This is a genomic window from Marinobacter nauticus (genome assembly GCF_003634635.1).
Classification (GTDB): domain Bacteria; phylum Pseudomonadota; class Gammaproteobacteria; order Pseudomonadales; family Oleiphilaceae; genus Marinobacter; species Marinobacter nauticus.
In genome coordinates, this window is the sequence record NZ_RBJB01000007.1 from 21,941 (window position 1) to 37,568 (window position 15,628).

The 15,628-nt window shown below is 56.5% G+C and carries 16 protein-coding genes and 1 tRNA gene; all 17 read left to right on the plus strand.

Features of this window, described 5'->3' with window-relative positions:
- Nucleotides 1-121 precede the first annotated feature (121 nt).
- Complete coding sequence (gene rpsB, locus C7436_RS17650) at nucleotides 122-874, plus strand: 30S ribosomal protein S2 (protein ID WP_011786007.1); 753 nt, start codon at nucleotides 122-124, stop codon at nucleotides 872-874.
- Nucleotides 875-967: 93 nt separating this feature from the next.
- On the plus strand, nucleotides 968-1,837 hold the full coding sequence (tsf, locus tag C7436_RS17655; RefSeq protein WP_121208623.1) for a translation elongation factor Ts: 870 nt from the start codon (nucleotides 968-970) through the stop codon (nucleotides 1,835-1,837).
- 180 nt (nucleotides 1,838-2,017) lie between these two features.
- Nucleotides 2,018-2,746 carry a UMP kinase gene (gene pyrH / locus C7436_RS17660; RefSeq protein WP_011786005.1) on the plus strand — a complete coding sequence of 243 codons (729 nt, stop codon included), beginning with the start codon at nucleotides 2,018-2,020 and terminating at the stop codon, nucleotides 2,744-2,746.
- A gap of 69 nt (nucleotides 2,747-2,815) precedes the next feature.
- Entirely contained in the window at nucleotides 2,816-3,373 is a 558-nt protein-coding gene (frr, locus tag C7436_RS17665) for a ribosome recycling factor (protein WP_031210096.1), read from the plus strand.
- Between the two features lie 62 nt (nucleotides 3,374-3,435).
- Nucleotides 3,436-4,206: a polyprenyl diphosphate synthase gene (gene uppS, locus C7436_RS17670; protein WP_023011000.1), complete on the plus strand. Its 771-nt coding sequence runs from the start codon at nucleotides 3,436-3,438 to the stop codon at nucleotides 4,204-4,206.
- 19 nt (nucleotides 4,207-4,225) lie between these two features.
- Nucleotides 4,226-5,071, plus strand: a complete 846-nt coding sequence (locus tag C7436_RS17675; RefSeq protein ID WP_121208664.1) for a phosphatidate cytidylyltransferase — start codon at nucleotides 4,226-4,228, stop codon at nucleotides 5,069-5,071.
- A complete protein-coding gene (gene ispC, locus C7436_RS17680; RefSeq protein WP_121208624.1) occupies nucleotides 5,068-6,252 on the plus strand; it encodes a 1-deoxy-D-xylulose-5-phosphate reductoisomerase in 1,185 nt (394 codons plus the stop codon). The genes C7436_RS17675 and ispC overlap by 4 nt, the downstream gene beginning before the upstream one ends.
- A gap of 49 nt (nucleotides 6,253-6,301) precedes the next feature.
- Nucleotides 6,302-7,651: an RIP metalloprotease RseP gene (gene rseP, locus C7436_RS17685; RefSeq protein WP_121208625.1), complete on the plus strand. Its 1,350-nt coding sequence runs from the start codon at nucleotides 6,302-6,304 to the stop codon at nucleotides 7,649-7,651.
- Nucleotides 7,652-7,696: 45 nt separating this feature from the next.
- Nucleotides 7,697-10,015: an outer membrane protein assembly factor BamA gene (gene bamA / locus C7436_RS17690; protein WP_121208626.1), complete on the plus strand. Its 2,319-nt coding sequence runs from the start codon at nucleotides 7,697-7,699 to the stop codon at nucleotides 10,013-10,015.
- Nucleotides 10,016-10,058: 43 nt separating this feature from the next.
- Nucleotides 10,059-10,556, plus strand: coding sequence for an OmpH/Skp family outer membrane protein (locus tag C7436_RS17695; RefSeq protein ID WP_011785998.1), 498 nt, complete (start codon nucleotides 10,059-10,061; stop codon nucleotides 10,554-10,556).
- A 41-nt stretch (nucleotides 10,557-10,597) separates the two neighbouring features.
- On the plus strand, nucleotides 10,598-11,623 hold the full coding sequence (lpxD, locus tag C7436_RS17700; RefSeq protein ID WP_121208627.1) for a UDP-3-O-(3-hydroxymyristoyl)glucosamine N-acyltransferase: 1,026 nt from the start codon (nucleotides 10,598-10,600) through the stop codon (nucleotides 11,621-11,623).
- Nucleotides 11,624-11,634: 11 nt separating this feature from the next.
- Nucleotides 11,635-12,072 carry a 3-hydroxyacyl-ACP dehydratase FabZ gene (gene fabZ / locus C7436_RS17705; protein WP_011785996.1) on the plus strand — a complete coding sequence of 146 codons (438 nt, stop codon included), beginning with the start codon at nucleotides 11,635-11,637 and terminating at the stop codon, nucleotides 12,070-12,072.
- Nucleotides 12,072-12,863, plus strand: a complete 792-nt coding sequence (gene lpxA, locus C7436_RS17710) for an acyl-ACP--UDP-N-acetylglucosamine O-acyltransferase (protein ID WP_121208628.1) — start codon at nucleotides 12,072-12,074, stop codon at nucleotides 12,861-12,863. Before fabZ ends, lpxA begins: the two co-directional genes overlap by 1 nt.
- A gap of 18 nt (nucleotides 12,864-12,881) precedes the next feature.
- A complete protein-coding gene (gene lpxB / locus C7436_RS17715; RefSeq protein WP_121208629.1) occupies nucleotides 12,882-14,060 on the plus strand; it encodes a lipid-A-disaccharide synthase in 1,179 nt (392 codons plus the stop codon).
- Nucleotides 14,060-14,743, plus strand: a complete 684-nt coding sequence (rnhB, locus tag C7436_RS17720; RefSeq protein ID WP_121208630.1) for a ribonuclease HII — start codon at nucleotides 14,060-14,062, stop codon at nucleotides 14,741-14,743. The genes lpxB and rnhB overlap by 1 nt, the downstream gene beginning before the upstream one ends.
- Nucleotides 14,744-14,812: 69 nt before the next feature.
- Nucleotides 14,813-14,889: transfer RNA gene (locus tag C7436_RS17725), tRNA-Met, on the plus strand.
- Nucleotides 14,890-15,226: 337 nt separating this feature from the next.
- The gene (locus C7436_RS17730; protein ID WP_223268861.1) at nucleotides 15,227-15,616 is read left to right on the plus strand and encodes a fibronectin type III domain-containing protein; all 390 of its coding nucleotides are present in this window, start codon (nucleotides 15,227-15,229) and stop codon (nucleotides 15,614-15,616) included.
- Nucleotides 15,617-15,628: the final 12 nt, after the last annotated feature.

The window sequence follows — 15,628 nt, forward strand, 5'->3', positions numbered from 1 at the left end:
AATCCGGCAAATTCACACACGTGTCAGCACGTTGTCCCAGGGTGCCGGCTCCTGTTTAAAGGAGGCTGGTTGGGGCAATCGGACGCGTGGAGGACTAACCCGAAGCTAAAAGGTAAATATCATGGCTCAGGTAAATATGCGTGACCTGCTCAAGGCAGGTGCTCACTTCGGTCACCAGACCCGCTACTGGAACCCGAAAATGTCGAAGTTCATCTTCGGCGCCCGTAACAAGATTCATATCATCAACCTGGAGCAGACTGTTCCGGCCATGAATGAAGCGCTGAACTTCATTCAGTCTCTGGCTGAGAACAAGAACAAGATCCTGTTTGTTGGTACCAAGCGCGCGGCTTCCAAGATCATCAAGGAAGAAGCTCAGCGTTCCGGTCAGCCTTACGTTAACCATCGCTGGTTGGGTGGTATGCTGACCAACTACAAGACCATCCGTCAGTCTATCCGTCGCTATCGTGATCTGGAAGCTCAGAGCCAAGACGGTACTTTCGACAAGCTGACCAAGAAAGAAGCCCTTGAGCGTACCCGTGAGATGGATAAGCTCGAGCGCTCCATCGGTGGTATCAAGGATATGGGTGGCCTGCCGGATGCCCTGTTCGTTATCGACGTAGACCACGAGCGTATCGCCATCAAGGAAGCCAACAAGCTGGGTATTCCTGTTATCGGTGTTGTTGATACCAACAGCGATCCCGATGGTGTTGATTACGTAATCCCGGGTAACGATGACGCCATCCGCGCTATCCAGATCTACGTGAAAGCCGTTGCCGATACCTGTCTGGAAGCTTCCCAGTCTGCCGGCGCTGGCGCTGACGAGTTTGTTGAAGTCAGCGAAGATGCTGCAGGCGCTGCTCCGGCCGCCGAGTAACATCCAGGCTTAACGTTTGAGTTGTAAGGTATGCCCGCCTGTATATGCGGGTATACCTCCCCACCGAATTCGGAAAAGACAAGAGGATTGAACATGGCTGCAATTACCGCTGCAATGGTCAAAGAGCTGCGTGAGCGTACTGGCCTTGGCATGATGGAGTGCAAAAAAGCACTGGTTGAAGCTGAAGGCAATGTTGAAACTGCGATTGAAGAGCTGCGCAAGTCTTCCGGTCTGAAAGCCGCCAAGAAGGCCGGCCGTACTGCCGCTGAAGGCGTGTCTCTGGTCAAGGTGTCTGGCGACAACACCGTGGCCTTCATTCTGGAAGTGAACTCCGAAACTGACTTCGTTGCTCGCGACGACAACTTCATGAACTTCGCCAACGACGTTCTGAATGTTGCCTTCGAGAAGGGCGAAACTGACGTTGCCAAGCTGATGGAAGGCGACCTGGAAGCCAAGCGTGAGGCGCTGGTTCAGAAGATCGGTGAAAACATCACCGTTCGTCGCATCATCAAGGTTGAGGGCCCGGTTGTGGGTGGTTACGTGCACAGCAACAACAAGATCGCTTCCGTTGTTGCCCTGACTGCAGGTAACGAAGAGCTGGCTCGCGATATCGCCATGCACGTTGCTGCTGTTAACCCGCGCGTTGGCAAGCCTGACGACATGCCGGCTGAAGAGCTGGAAAAAGAGAAAGAGATCATCAAGGCCCAGCCGGATATGGAAGGCAAGCCTGCTGAGATCGTTGAAAAGATGATGGGTGGCCGCATCAAGAAGTTCCTGGCTGAAAACAGCCTGGTTGAGCAGCCGTTCGTCAAGAACCCGGACCAGAAAGTGGGTGACCTGATCAAGTCGGCCGGTGGCGACCTGGTTGGTTTCATTCGCCTGGAAGTGGGTGAAGGCATCGAGAAAGAAGAAGTGGATTTTGCTGCTGAAGTGGCTGCTGCCGCTGGCACAGGCAAGGCCTGATTCCTCTTCGAGGCACTGCCGTGCAATATGGCAGTGCCACCTGAGTCTGCCACGTCAGCCGGGTTCGCCCGGCTTTCGTGGCGGGCTTGTATCTGAGATACCCCTTTTTTGAGGAGTATGTCAGATACAAGCCTGCAACGGGTTTGCGCCGGATAGCCAACAGACGAGAAGGGGACCACCATGCCGACATCTTCGAAAAACCAGCCCAGATACAAGCGTGTTCTGCTCAAGCTCAGTGGCGAAGCCCTGATGGGAGAGCACGATTTCGGTATTGATCCCAAAGTTCTTGATCGTATGGCCCTGGAAATCGGTGCCCTTATTGGCATTGGTGTTCAAGTGGGGCTCGTCATTGGCGGTGGCAACCTGTTTCGCGGTGCAGCCCTCAATGCGGCAGGCCTTGATCGCGTGACCGGAGACCACATGGGGATGCTGGCCACGGTCATGAACGGCCTGGCCATGCGTGATGCGCTGGAGCGCTCGAACATCCGTACCCGCGTGATGTCTGCTATCCCCATGAGCGGTATTGTCGAGCATTATGACCGTCGCCGTGCGGTGCGGGATCTCAAGGAAGGTGATGTGGTTATCTTCAGTGCGGGTACCGGCAACCCGTTCTTCACCACGGACTCCGCGGCCTGTCTGCGTGGCATTGAAATTGAAGCTGACGCTGTTCTGAAGGCAACCAAGGTGGATGGCGTTTACTCGGCCGATCCCCATCTTGATCCTACCGCAGTAAAATACGACCACCTGACCTATGATGAGGTTCTGGACAAGAAGCTGGGCGTGATGGATCTCACGGCCATCTGCCTGGCGCGGGATCACGGCATGCCGCTGCGGGTCTTCGACATGAACCGCCCCGGTGTGCTGACGCGCATTGTGACCGGGGAACGGGAAGGCACACTGATTGAATGAATAAGGCTGCCGGCGCCTGAAGTGCCGGCTTCCTGCATGGAACCAGACGAACGAATTGAGGAAGCTGACGTGATTAACGACATCAAAGCTGAAGCCGAAAAGAAAATGAAAAAGAGCCTGGAAGCTCTGCACTCGGCTTTCAATAAAATCCGTACCGGACGTGCCCATCCGGCGATCCTGGACAGCGTAATGGTGAACTACTACGGTCAGGAAACACCGCTGAAGCAGGTGGCCAGCGTGAACGTGGAAGATAACCGGACGTTGACCGTTGCGCCCTGGGAAAAGAATCTGGTGCCCACGATTGAAAAGGCGATCATGACGTCTGACCTTGGCCTGAATCCGGCCACCAGTGGCGACATCATCCGCGTGCCCATGCCGATGCTGACCGAAGAGACCCGTAAAGAAATGGTCAAGCAGGCAAAGGCGGATGCGGAGCATGGTCGGGTGTCTATTCGTAACGCTCGTCGCGATGCCAATCACATGATCAAAGAGCTGGTTAAGGAAAAGGAAATCAGCGAAGACGATCAGCACCGTGGCGAAGATGAAATTCAGAAGCTCACCGACAAATACATCGCCGAAGTTGAAAAGATGTTGAAGTCGAAGGAAGAGGACCTGATGGCGGTTTAAGCGCCCGGGTTCATTCAGGAGCAGGATCAGCGGCGGGGGAGTCCCGCCGCACAGAGGATTTCATGACGGCAAAAGTTACCGCAGAAATTCCGGTGGCAGCAGATAACTGCCCCCGGCATGTCGCCATTATCATGGATGGCAATAACCGCTGGGCCAAAGCGCACCGGCTTAAGGGAGTGGCGGGCCACAAGGCCGGGGTGGATGCGGTCAAGGCGGTGGTGGAAACCTGCGCCAAAGAGGGCGTGGAGGTATTGACCCTGTTTGCCTTTTCCAGCGAGAACTGGCGCCGGCCCAAGGACGAAGTATCAGCTCTTATGCGTCTGTTCCTGATCGCATTGGAGCGGGAAGTCCGCAAACTGCATCGCAACAATATCCGCCTACGGATTATCGGTGATCGTTCAGCCTTCAATCCGGCGCTCCAGGAGCACATGGAGAAAGCCGAGGCGCTGACCCGTGACAATACCCGTATGACGGTGGTGATTGCGGCCAATTACGGTGGCCACTGGGACATCACCCAGGCGACCCGTAAGGTGGCGGAGCAAGTGAAGGCGGGCCAGCTGGAACCGTCAGATATCACCGATGACCTGATCCAGGAGCACCTGAGTATCGGTGATCTTCCCATGCCGGATCTCCTTATCCGGACAGCAGGCGAACAGCGCATCAGCAATTTCCTGTTATGGCACCTGGCCTACACCGAGTTCTACTTTTCCGAGGTATTCTGGCCGGATTTCAAGAGCGAGCAAATGCTCAAGGCGCTTGATGCCTATGCCCATCGACAGCGCCGTTTCGGTCAGACCGACGACCAGATTGCTGCTCGCGCTGCACAACAATAACGACCAAGCGACCAATACCGTGCTTAAAACCCGAATCATTACCGCACTCATCCTGGCGCCGATTGCAATCGGTGGTATTTTTTTCCTTCCGCCTCTGGGGTTCGCCCTGTTTACCGGCGCCATCATCACGTTAGGGGCCTGGGAATGGGCCAATATGTCCGGAATCGAAAGCCAGCCCGGACGCGTCGGGTATGCACTGGTTATGGCGGCACTTCTCTATGCCTTGCGTGACGTACCAGCACTGTTGGTGCTTTGGCTGGCGATTGTCTGGTGGTTGGTCTGTTTCTGGCTGGTCAGGCGGTACCCGGCCGGCTCCGAGCGCTGGGGCGCTATCCCGGTCAGGGCGCTGATGGGGTTCATGGTGCTGGTGCCCGCGTGGGTGGGCCTGAATCACCTTCGCAATGGCGGCTTCCAGTTTGGCGACGTGGCCAATAATCTGGTGGTTATTCTGTATATTTTTCTGGTGGTGTGGGTGGCTGATATCGGCGCCTATTTTGCCGGCCGTGCCTTTGGTAAAGCCAAGCTGGCACCCCGCGTCAGTCCCGGCAAATCCTGGGCTGGCGTCTGGGGGGGATTGGCTGCCGTGGCCTTGCTCGCCATTTTGGCCAGCCTTCTGGCCAGCGCAGGTGTCGCGGAAGCCATGCTGCTGGTGGTGGCAAGTCTGGTGACCGGTTTTGTCTCGGTTCTTGGCGATTTACTTGAAAGTATGCTGAAGCGCTTTCGAGGCATCAAGGACAGCAGTCAGCTGCTGCCCGGGCATGGCGGCATTATGGATCGTATCGACAGCCTCACTGCGGCCATTCCTGTATTTGCCCTGATGATTACTCTGTTGGGCTGGTTGACCGCCGGCCAGGTCGTGGCATGACGAAACGCTCGATTACGGTTCTTGGCGCAACCGGCTCCATCGGCTTGAGTACCCTGGATGTTATTCGCAGGCATCCGGACCGCTTTTCAGTGTATGCCCTGACCGCAGGAACCCGGGCGGATGAATTAGCAACCCTGTGCCGTGAATTTCGACCGGCCGTTGCGGTGATGGCCGATTCAGAGGCTGCTGAACGCCTGAAGGCGCTGTTGGCGGATATGCCCGAGACCCGAGTGCTGGCGGGAGAAACGGGGCTCTGTGAGGTGGCGGCTTCAGCGGAGTTGGACACCGTGATGGCTGCCATTGTCGGCGCTGCCGGCCTGGCGCCAACGCTGGCCGCAGTCCGGGCCGGCAAACGCGTTCTTCTTGCCAACAAAGAAGCGTTGGTGATGTCCGGCAAACTGTTTATGGACGCGGTTGAGCGCCACGGGGCCGAGCTGCTGCCCATTGACTCCGAGCATAATGCCATTTTTCAGTGTATGCCGGCGGACAAGGTGCGAGACCCTCATGGCGCGGGTATTACCCGTATCCTTCTGACCGCCTCCGGCGGACCTTTCCGGGAGTCTGCGGCTGAGGACCTGCGGGCGGTGACGCCGGCCCAGGCCTGCGCCCATCCTAACTGGTCAATGGGCCAGAAGATTTCTGTGGACTCTGCAACCCTGATGAACAAGGGCCTGGAGTTGATTGAAGCCTGCTGGCTGTTCAATACCACGCCGGCAAACGTGCAGGTTCATGTCCACCCCGAAAGCATCATTCACTCCATGGTTGAATATGCCGACGGCTCGGTGCTTGCCCAGTTGGGAAGCCCGGATATGCGTACACCCATTGCCAATGGCCTGGCCTGGCCTGAGCGTATCGAGGCTGGTGTTGCGCCCCTGGATTTGTTCGCCATTGGCCGTTTTCACTTTGAGCGCCCAGATTTGCAGCGTTTCCCCTGTTTGCGCCTTGCGGCCGAAGCCTTTGCTGCAGGCGGTACAGCGCCAGCGGTACTCAATGCTGCGAACGAGGTCGCAGTGGCGGCGTTTCTGGAAGGCCGGCTGTGCTTTGCCGATATCCCCGTTATTATAGAGCGAACCCTGACGGCCACAGACGTTGTGCCGGCGGACAGCTTTGACACTATTTTCGCGAAAGATGCCGAGGCTCGCCGCCGGGCCAGGGAACAGATCAGCCTGCTGGCTGTCTGACGTCCCTGGGCCTGACAGGCCGCTCATTCAGCCATAAACCGGAACGTCTATGCAGATCATTCAAACCGTACTGGCACTGGCGCTTACCCTCGGAATTCTGGTAACGCTGCACGAATACGGGCATTTCTGGGTGGCACGCCGATTCGGTGTGAAGGTGCTTCGTTTTTCCGTGGGGTTCGGCAAGCCGTTGTTTTCGTGGTATGACCGTCACGGAACCGAATATGCGGTAGCGGCTATCCCCCTGGGGGGATACGTGAAAATGCTGGATGAGCGGGAAGGGCCGGTACCGGAAGAGCTGCGTGAGCAGGCGTTTACCTCGAAACCTCCTTCCCAGCGCATCGCCATTGCGGCTGCCGGGCCAATTGCCAATTTTCTGTTCGCGATTCTCGCTTACTGGGTGTTGAGTGTTGTTGGCGTTACCACCGTCGCTCCAGTGGTTGGCGAGGTGGCTCAGGGCAGCGTTGCCGAACGGGCAGGGCTGGAAAGCGGGATGGAAATCCATGCCGTTGATGGCCATAGGGTGACCTCCTGGCGAGACCTGAACATGCGGCTGCTCGAGAGGGCGGGGGAGTACGGTCAGGTTTCGCTGGAGATTTCCCGGGATGATTCCAGGGGCACTGTGGCGGGTCCATTGGACGGCTGGCGCCTGAGTGATGATACTCCGAACCCGCTGGCGGAATTCGGGATATCCCCCTGGCGTCCGGATGTGCCCGCGGTGCTGGGTGAGGTGACTGCCGATGGTCGGGCAAATGCGGCCGGGCTGCAAGGCGGTGACCGCATATTGGCTGTTGATGGCGAGCCGGTACCGGACTGGTTCGCTCTGGTGGAGCATATTCGGAATGCCCCGGAACAGACTCTGGAACTGACCATCGAGCGCTCTGGCGATGAATTGAATGTTCCGGTAACACCTGCTTCGAGAACGCTTGAGGATGGTCAGGTCGTTGGTTTCGTAGGTGCCGGCGTAAGCGCAGTGAACTGGCCTGATGAACTGTTGCGGGAGGTCCGCTACGGGCCGTTGGCGGCGATACCGAATGCTGTGAATGAAACCTGGGCCGACACCCGCCTGACACTGGTGGCGATTAAAAAGATGGTCACCGGGCTGCTGTCTCCGACCAATCTCAGTGGACCGATTACCATTGCCCGGGTTGCCGAGGCGAGTGTCAGCTCGGGGTTCGAAGACTTTGTGCGCTTTCTGGCGTATCTGAGTGTCAGTCTTGGCGTGCTTAACCTGCTCCCCGTTCCGGTTCTGGATGGTGGGCACATTGTGTACTACACCATCGAAGCCATTCGCCGGAAGCCACTTTCCGAGCAGGCCCAGGCCTTTGGATTACGAATCGGTATGGCTTTGATACTGACTTTAATGGTGTTTGCTCTTTACAACGACCTGATGCGGTTGTGAGAATTGCGGGCTCCTTACCGCACATTAACCAGGCGAAATAACTGAATGAGACGTTCCCTTCTAGCTGTAGCCGTTGGCCTAGCAATTACCGCAACCGGTATAAAGCCAGCGCTGGCGGATGAATTCACGGTTGCGGATATCGAGGTAGAGGGCCTTCAGCGGGTTTCAGCGGGTTCTGTGTTTTCGGCTTTTCCGGTGAACATCGGCGAGCGTATGGACGAGACCCGGTTGGCCGAGGCCATCAAGGATCTGTTCCGGACCGGATTGTTTACGGATATTCAGGCCAGTCGTGATGAAGGCGTGCTGATTCTGTCGGTGCGTGAACGCCCGTCGATTTCCTCCATTGAGATCGAGGGTAACAAGAATATCGAAACCGAGATGCTGATGGATGCCCTGGCCGGTGCGGGCCTGGAGGAAGGTCAGGTATTTCGGCGTGCTACCCTGGAGAAACTGGAACTGGAGATCCTTCGCTCCTACATCGCCCAGGGCCGCTACAACGCAAGAGTAAAAGCCACCGCGGAAGAGTTACCCAGGAACCGTGTTGCCATTCGCCTGGACATCAACGAGGGTTCTGTCGCTGCCATTCAGCACATCAATATTGTTGGGAACGAAGATTTCAGTGATGAAGAACTCATCGGCCTCTTCGAGTTGCGTACCAGTAGCTGGTGGAACTCGCTGACCAACAAAGATAAATACGCCCGGGAACGTCTGAGCGGGGATCTGGAGTCTCTGCGTTCGTTTTATCTTGATCGCGGCTATCTGGACTTCAACGTTGAATCCAGCCAGGTGTCCATCTCGCCGGACAAGCAGGAAGTCTTTATCGCCATCGCCGTTAATGAAGGCCCCCAATACACCATCTCCGACATTCGCTTGCGCGGTGAGCTGATTGTCGGTGAGGAAGAGCTACGGAAATTCATTCCGGTTAAAGAAGGCGATGTATTCTCCCGTGCACAGATGACGGCGATTTCCGAAGCGCTCTCGTTCCGGCTCGGCCGCGAAGGCTATGCGTTTGCCAACGTCAATGCGGTACCGGAGCCGGGTGAAGACAATACAGCTGCGGTTACCTTCTTCGTGGAGCCCGGCAAGCGGGCCTATGTACGCCGGGTGAACTTCGACGGCAACGTGTCCACTAAGGATGAGGTGCTGCGCCAGGAGATGACCCAGATGGAGGGCGGGGTAGCCTCGTCCGATCGCATCGAGTTCTCCAAGACCCGTCTTGAGCGCCTGGGTTACTTCCAGACTGTTGATGTTGAAACGGTCCCGGTACCCGGCACCGATGACCTGGTCGATGTGAACTACAGCGTGCAGGAACAACCAACGGGCAGCTTGTCCGCATCGGTGGGTTTCTCGCAAAACTCGGGCGTGATTCTGGGCGCGTCTGTGTCCGAGAATAATTTCTTCGGTACCGGCAAGCGTGTCTCGTTTGGTGTGAACTTCAGCGATTCGGTAAAGAGCGCCAACGTTTCCTACCTGGATCCATACTACACGGTGGATGGGGTAAGCCGGGGCTTCAGTTTATTTGCCCGTGAAACCGATTACGAGGAAGAAGACATTTCCTCTTACCTGCTCGATGAGTACGGTGGCCGGGTAACGTTCGGGTATCCGACAGATTCCATTACGCGGTTGAATTTCGGTGCTGGCGTTACCCAATCAAACATTAAGCCGGGTGTATTCTCAGCCCAGGAAGTTCGCGATTTTATCGCCGACGAAGGGGATTCGTTCACCAATTACTTCCTGTTTGGTAGCTGGCGGCGGAGTACTCTCAACCGAGGTGTACTGCCAACCAAGGGTTACAGTCATTCCCTGTCGCTGGATGTCGCTGTTCCAGGCAGTGACCTGACCTTCTACAAGGCGACCCACAAAACGGATTTCTATTTCCCGCTGACGGATTCGGCCAACTGGGTCTTCAGAGCGCGATCGGAGATCGGGTATGGGGACGGCTACGGTGACCGCAGTCAGATGCCGTTCTTCGAGCATTTCTATTCCGGGGGCTATGGCTCTGTTCGGGGATATGAAGCAAACTCTTTGGGTAACAAGGCGGAGCGTGCAGCAGGCGACTTCTCGGATCCCGATCCGTTCGGTGGTAACGTTCTGACAGAAGGCGGGCTGGAGTTGATCTTCCCGACGCCTTTTGCAGGAGATTCGCGTTCGATGCGCACGTCGTTCTTTGTCGATGCCGGTCAGGTGTTTGATACCGAAAGAGGTTTTGACCCTGAGTTGGGTGAGGTACGGACTTCAGCCGGTATCAGTTTCCAGTGGATCACCGCGGTAGGTCCCTTGGCTTTCAGTCTGGCCAAGCCGCTGAACGATAAATCCGGTGACGATACCCAGGTCTTCCAGTTCTCACTGGGGCAGACGTTCTGACCGGGCTATAAAAAAAGAAAGAATGAAACAAAGGAGAAGATTGATGACCCGTTTGATGATTATCCTTGCCGCCGCTCTCATGGCCTTCTCGGCCCAGGTGGCGGCGGAGACCCGTATTGGTGTGGTGGATCTGCGCCAGGCCCTGTTCTCTTCCAATGATGCCCAGGCCTTCAGCGAAAAACTCCAGCAGGATTTTGCCGGCGACGAAGCCCAGGTGCGTGAAGCTCAGGAGGCCGCTCGCAAGTTAAAGGATCGGCTGGAGAAGGACGGCGCCATGATGAACGAGAGCGAGCGTAATCAGTTGGCCGCCGAGTTTCAGGAAAAGGTAAAGGAGTTTAATTTCCTCAAGCAGCGCCTCGACGCCACCGTTAACCAGCGCAAGCAGCAGTTTCTGGAAGGTGCGCGCCCTGAGGTGGACGCCGCTGTGAAGGAACTCCTGGAAGAAAATGACCTTGATCTGATTCTGCCCAGCGAAGCGGTGGTTTACGTTAAGCCGGAGATGAATCTGACCACACAACTGCTTGAAAAACTGAACCAGTGATGTAGAAAGGGGCTCCCCGGCCCCTGTGTTTGGAGAAAACGATGACACAGAAGTCCTATCGGCTGCAGGAGATTGCCGAGGCATTGGGAGCGAGCCTCCGGGGAGACCCCGATATCCGTATTACCGGGCTTGCCACCTTGCAGGCGGCGGTTCCGGGCCAGATCAGTTTTCTGGCAAATCCCTCCTATGCCAAATACCTGAAAGATACCCGGGCGTCAGCGGTGATTGTGTCCTCGGCTGCGGCGGATGATGTTCCGACCAATGTCCTGTTACTGGACAATCCCTACCTGGGCTATGCTCACCTCAGTCATTGGTTTGATCCGGCTCCCAAGGCTTCCCCGGGCATTCATCCAACTGCCGTGGTTGATGAGTCTGCCAATATTCCTGAATCTGCATCCATAGGCCCGCATGTTGTGATTGAGGCCGGGGTTTGTATTGGTGAGCGCGTAGCGATCGGTGCAGGTGGTTTTGTCGGTGCGAGAGCGAGTATCGGGGACGACAGTATCCTTCGGCCCCGGGTCACGCTTGCACATGATGTGGTAGTCGGTAAGCGCTGTCACATTCTCAGTGGTGCGGTGGTTGGTTCCGACGGCTTCGGCTTTGCCAACGAAAAAGGCGTCTGGCACCGCATCGCGCAGCTTGGTGCCGTGGTGCTGGGCGATGACGTGGAGGTTGGCGCCAATACCACCATAGACCGTGGCGCCCTGGACGACACCACAATAGGCAACGGCGTAAAGCTGGACAACCTGATTCAGATTGCCCACAACGTACAGATTGGTGATCACAGCGCAATGGCGGCGAAAGTCGGAATTGCAGGTAGCACCCGGATTGGCAATCACTGCGTGTTTGGTGGCGCCTCTGGCGTGGCTGGTCACCTTGAAATAGCCGACCAGGTTCACCTCACCGGCATGACCCTGGTAACCGGTGATATTCGTGAATCGGGGGTCTACTCCTCCGGCACCAGTGCGGATACCAATCGCCAATGGCGGAAAAATGCCGTCCGTTTTCGTCAACTGGATGCTCTCGCGCGACGGATCAAAGAACTGGAAAAGAAATTAGAGGGCTGAGGCCGATCAAGATGATGCACATCGATGAAATTCTGGAGTACCTGCCGCACCGTTACCCCTTTTTGCTGGTGGATCGGGTGACTGAGGTCGAAAAAGGGAAGTCGATCAAGGGGTACAAGAATGTATCGTTCAATGAGCCCTTTTTTACCGGTCACTTTCCGGACAATCCGATTATGCCGGGTGTCCTGATTATTGAAGCCATGGCGCAACTGTCGGGGATTCTTGGTTTTGTGACTGTGGAACGGAAACCGTCGGACGGCGTGGTACAATATCTGGCTGGATCCAGTAAAGCGCGTTTCAAGCGCCCCGTTTTACCGGGTGATCGCTTGGATATGGAGTCTGAGTTTATCTCTGGCAAGCGCGGTATCTGGAAGTTTGATTGCCGTGCCCTCGTAGATGGCGAGGTAGTGTGCGTGGCAGAAATACTTACCGCTGAGAGAGAAGTTTGATGGCGACAAATGACTGGTCGGGTGTCCATCCTCAAGCGATTGTGGACCCGTCAGCCAAACTGGCGGATAACGTGACGGTTGGCCCCTGGAGCTATATTGGTCCGGGGGTGGAGATTGGTGAAGGTACCGAGATTCTCTCTCACGTGGTCATCAAGGGGCCGACGGTGATTGGCCGCAACAACCGAATCTTCCAGTTCTCCAGCATCGGCGAAGAATGCCAGGACAAGAAATACGCTGGTGAGCCGACCACGCTGGTCATTGGTGATGACAATGTTATCCGCGAGAATTGCACTATTCATCGTGGCACCATTCAGGACCGGGGTGAGACCAGGATCGGTAATGGTAATTTGCTGATGGCTTATGTGCACGTGGCCCACGACTGTATTGTCGGCGACCATACCATTCTGGCCAACTGTGCCACGCTGGCAGGGCATGTATCGGTAGGAGATCATGCCATTCTGGGCGGCGGTACCATGGTGCATCAGTTCTGCCATATCGGGCCCCACAGCATGGCTGCCGGGGGCAGTATCGTGCTCAAGGATATTCCCGCCTATGTCATGGCCAGCGGCCAGTCTGCCCAACCTCATGGAATGAATGTGGAAGGGCTGAAGCGTCGTGGTTTTGCCAAGGATACGCTCCTGAGTCTCCGCAGAGCCTACAAGGTGGTCTACCGCCAGGGTCTGACGACCGAGCAGGCCATCGAAGAGCTTGAGCGCAACTTTGCCGATGTCCCTGAGGTTCTCCCGCTGATTGACTCGCTCAAGGGAGCGGATCGCGGCATCATCCGTTAAGCCAGCCGGAGGCCGCTGGTGACACAGCTAAAGGCCAATTCGGCCACATTCTCAGGGCGAACCATCGCCATCATTGCCGGCGAGGCATCGGGAGATATTCTCGGTGCCGGACTGATTCGTGCGCTAAGAAAGCGTTACCCGAAGGCTCGTTTTGTCGGAATCGGCGGTGATGAAATGATCGCTGAGGGGTTTCACTCGCTGGTGCCAATGGAACGGCTTTCCGTGATGGGGCTGGTGGAAGTGCTTGGCCGGATCCGTGAGCTGTTCAGTATCCGTGCGCGCTTGCTGGATTATCTGTTTACTACCCCTCCGGATGTTGTGATTGGAATCGATTCACCGGATTTTACGTTGGCCATCGAACGTCGGTGCCGGGAAGCAGGCATCCCCTCGGTACACTACGTAAGTCCTTCGGTTTGGGCCTGGCGCCAGAAGCGTATCTTCAAGATTGCCAAGTCTGTGGACCTTATGCTGACGTTGTTCCCCTTTGAGGCCCGGTTTTATGAGGAGCATCATGTGCCCGTGTCGTTTGTGGGGCACCCCCTGGCTGACAGGATAGAGCTGGAACCGGATACTCTGGCTGCGCGTGAGAGCCTCGGTCTTGAGGTGGATAAACCTGTGCTGGCGGTGTTGCCGGGTAGTCGGGGTGGTGAGGTTGAGCGCCTCGGCACTCTGTTTCTCGAAGCGTCCCGTTGGCTCCAGGCACGTCGCCCGGATCTGCAGCTGGTTATTCCCTGCGTCAATCGGGATCGTGAGCGGCAGGTGCGTGAGCTGGTTGAATCCCTGGAGGTGAGCTTGCCGGTCACGCTGGTTCGTGGTCGGTCGAGGGAGGTGATGGCTGCCAGCGATGTGGTGCTGCTGGCGTCGGGTACCGCGACACTGGAGGCGATGTTACTGAAAAAACCGATGGTGGTAGGTTACCGGCTCAGCGATTTCAGTTACAAGATACTGTCCAGATTGGTCAAGGTTCCCTGGGTGGCGCTTCCTAATTTGCTGGCCCAGGAGCAACTGGTGCCCGAGTTGTTACAGGACGACGCAACGCCGGAGAAGTTGGGGGCGGCGGTTCTGGAAAGGCTGGAAAACGAACAGGAGCGCGACAGGCTGCATCAGGCGTTTCTGGAGTTGCACCAGGCGCTGCGCCAGGGCGCCGACGAACGTGCGGCGGCAGCGGTGTCTGAGCTGCTGGAGTCTCGAAGCTGATGGCGGCCAAGGCATTACCTCCTTTTGAATGTTCCTATCGCGGCTCGCTGCTGGCCGGTGTGGATGAAGTGGGGCGCGGCCCGCTCATCGGAGCGGTTGTGACGGCCGCTGTGATTCTTGATCCAGCGCGGCCTATCCCCGGGCTGGCGGATTCCAAAAAGCTTACCGAAAAGAAACGCCTGCGATTATATGACGATATTCTGGAAAACGCGGCTGCCTGGAGCCTGGGCCGATGCGAGGCCAGTGAAATCGACGAGCTGAATATCTATCAGGCGACAATGCTGGCCATGAAGCGTGCCGTTGAAGGGCTCTCGATAGCCCCGGAGTACGTTCTTGTGGACGGGAACCGTTGCCCGAAGTGGCAGTGGCCATCCGAGCCCGTGATCAAAGGTGATAGTCGGGTTGAGGCGATCAGTGCTGCCTCTATCCTGGCAAAGGTGACGCGAGATCGCGAGATGGAGGCGTTGGATGTCCGGTTTCCGGGTTTTGGGCTCTCCCAGCACAAAGGGTACCCCACGCCTGTGCATCTCGAGGCGCTCAATCGCCTTGGGGTGACCCCGGAGCATCGCCGATCCTTTCGGCCGGTAAAAATGGCGCTGGATGCCGTCGGGGTTTATGGAGGTTCGTCCGCGCCTGTTCAGGAGTTGAACTATCCTGCCGATTTATTTGAAAATATCGATTGACAGGGTGCGGGGTCGGCGGTAGTATACGCGCCACGTTGACAGGGGCAACCCAGTTAACAAACAGTTTGATGCGGGGTGGAGCAGTCTGGTAGCTCGTCGGGCTCATAACCCGAAGGTCGTTGGTTCGAATCCAGCCCCCGCTACCAATCCAGAAAAGCCAGCTTTTGCTGGCTTTTCTCGTTTCCGGGGCCAGTGTTTTGTTCTGGCCTTGTTTCTTGCAAGGCAGGCCAGTTTTACTGGTCTGCCTTTTTTGTTTCCGCTTCTCTGCGATGTGCCGGTGTCCCCTCAATTCCTTTCGATTTCCGTCTTGCATTATGGTGACGGAAAAATGACGATTTTTTATCTATAAAAATGACATTTATCGCATCATCATCGGCGTCGGTTTTATAGAATTTCACAAAATCGACGGAAATATGGTGGTGAATAACCGTGAAACGCGTCATTTATATGTCAAGGGCATGGATTGCCGCGTTGTTGGTAGGGATGGTGCTCGCGGGGTGCGGCGGCGGTGGTTCCGGGGGTAGTGAATCCGCGACTCAATCTGGCAGCCTACCCAATACCGGAAGTAGTGTTGGCAGTGCTCAGCCGGTTGCAGAGCGCTCTGCTGTATTGAGCTGGTCTGCGCCTATGACTCGTGTAAACGGTGAGTCGATCGCGATGGGAGAGCTGGACAGATACGTGATTCGTTACGGGCAGGATGCTAATGATCTGTCCAGAGAGATCACCGTAGATGGTGCCAGTGGTGAGGCAGAGATGTCCTATGTGGTCGATAATCTTGATGCGGGTACCTGGTATTTCACCATCCAGGTTCAGGACACTGCCGGTCTTCTGAGTGAGCCTTCTGAGCCGGTCAGCAAGACCATCCAGTCCTGAGCAGGCATACCG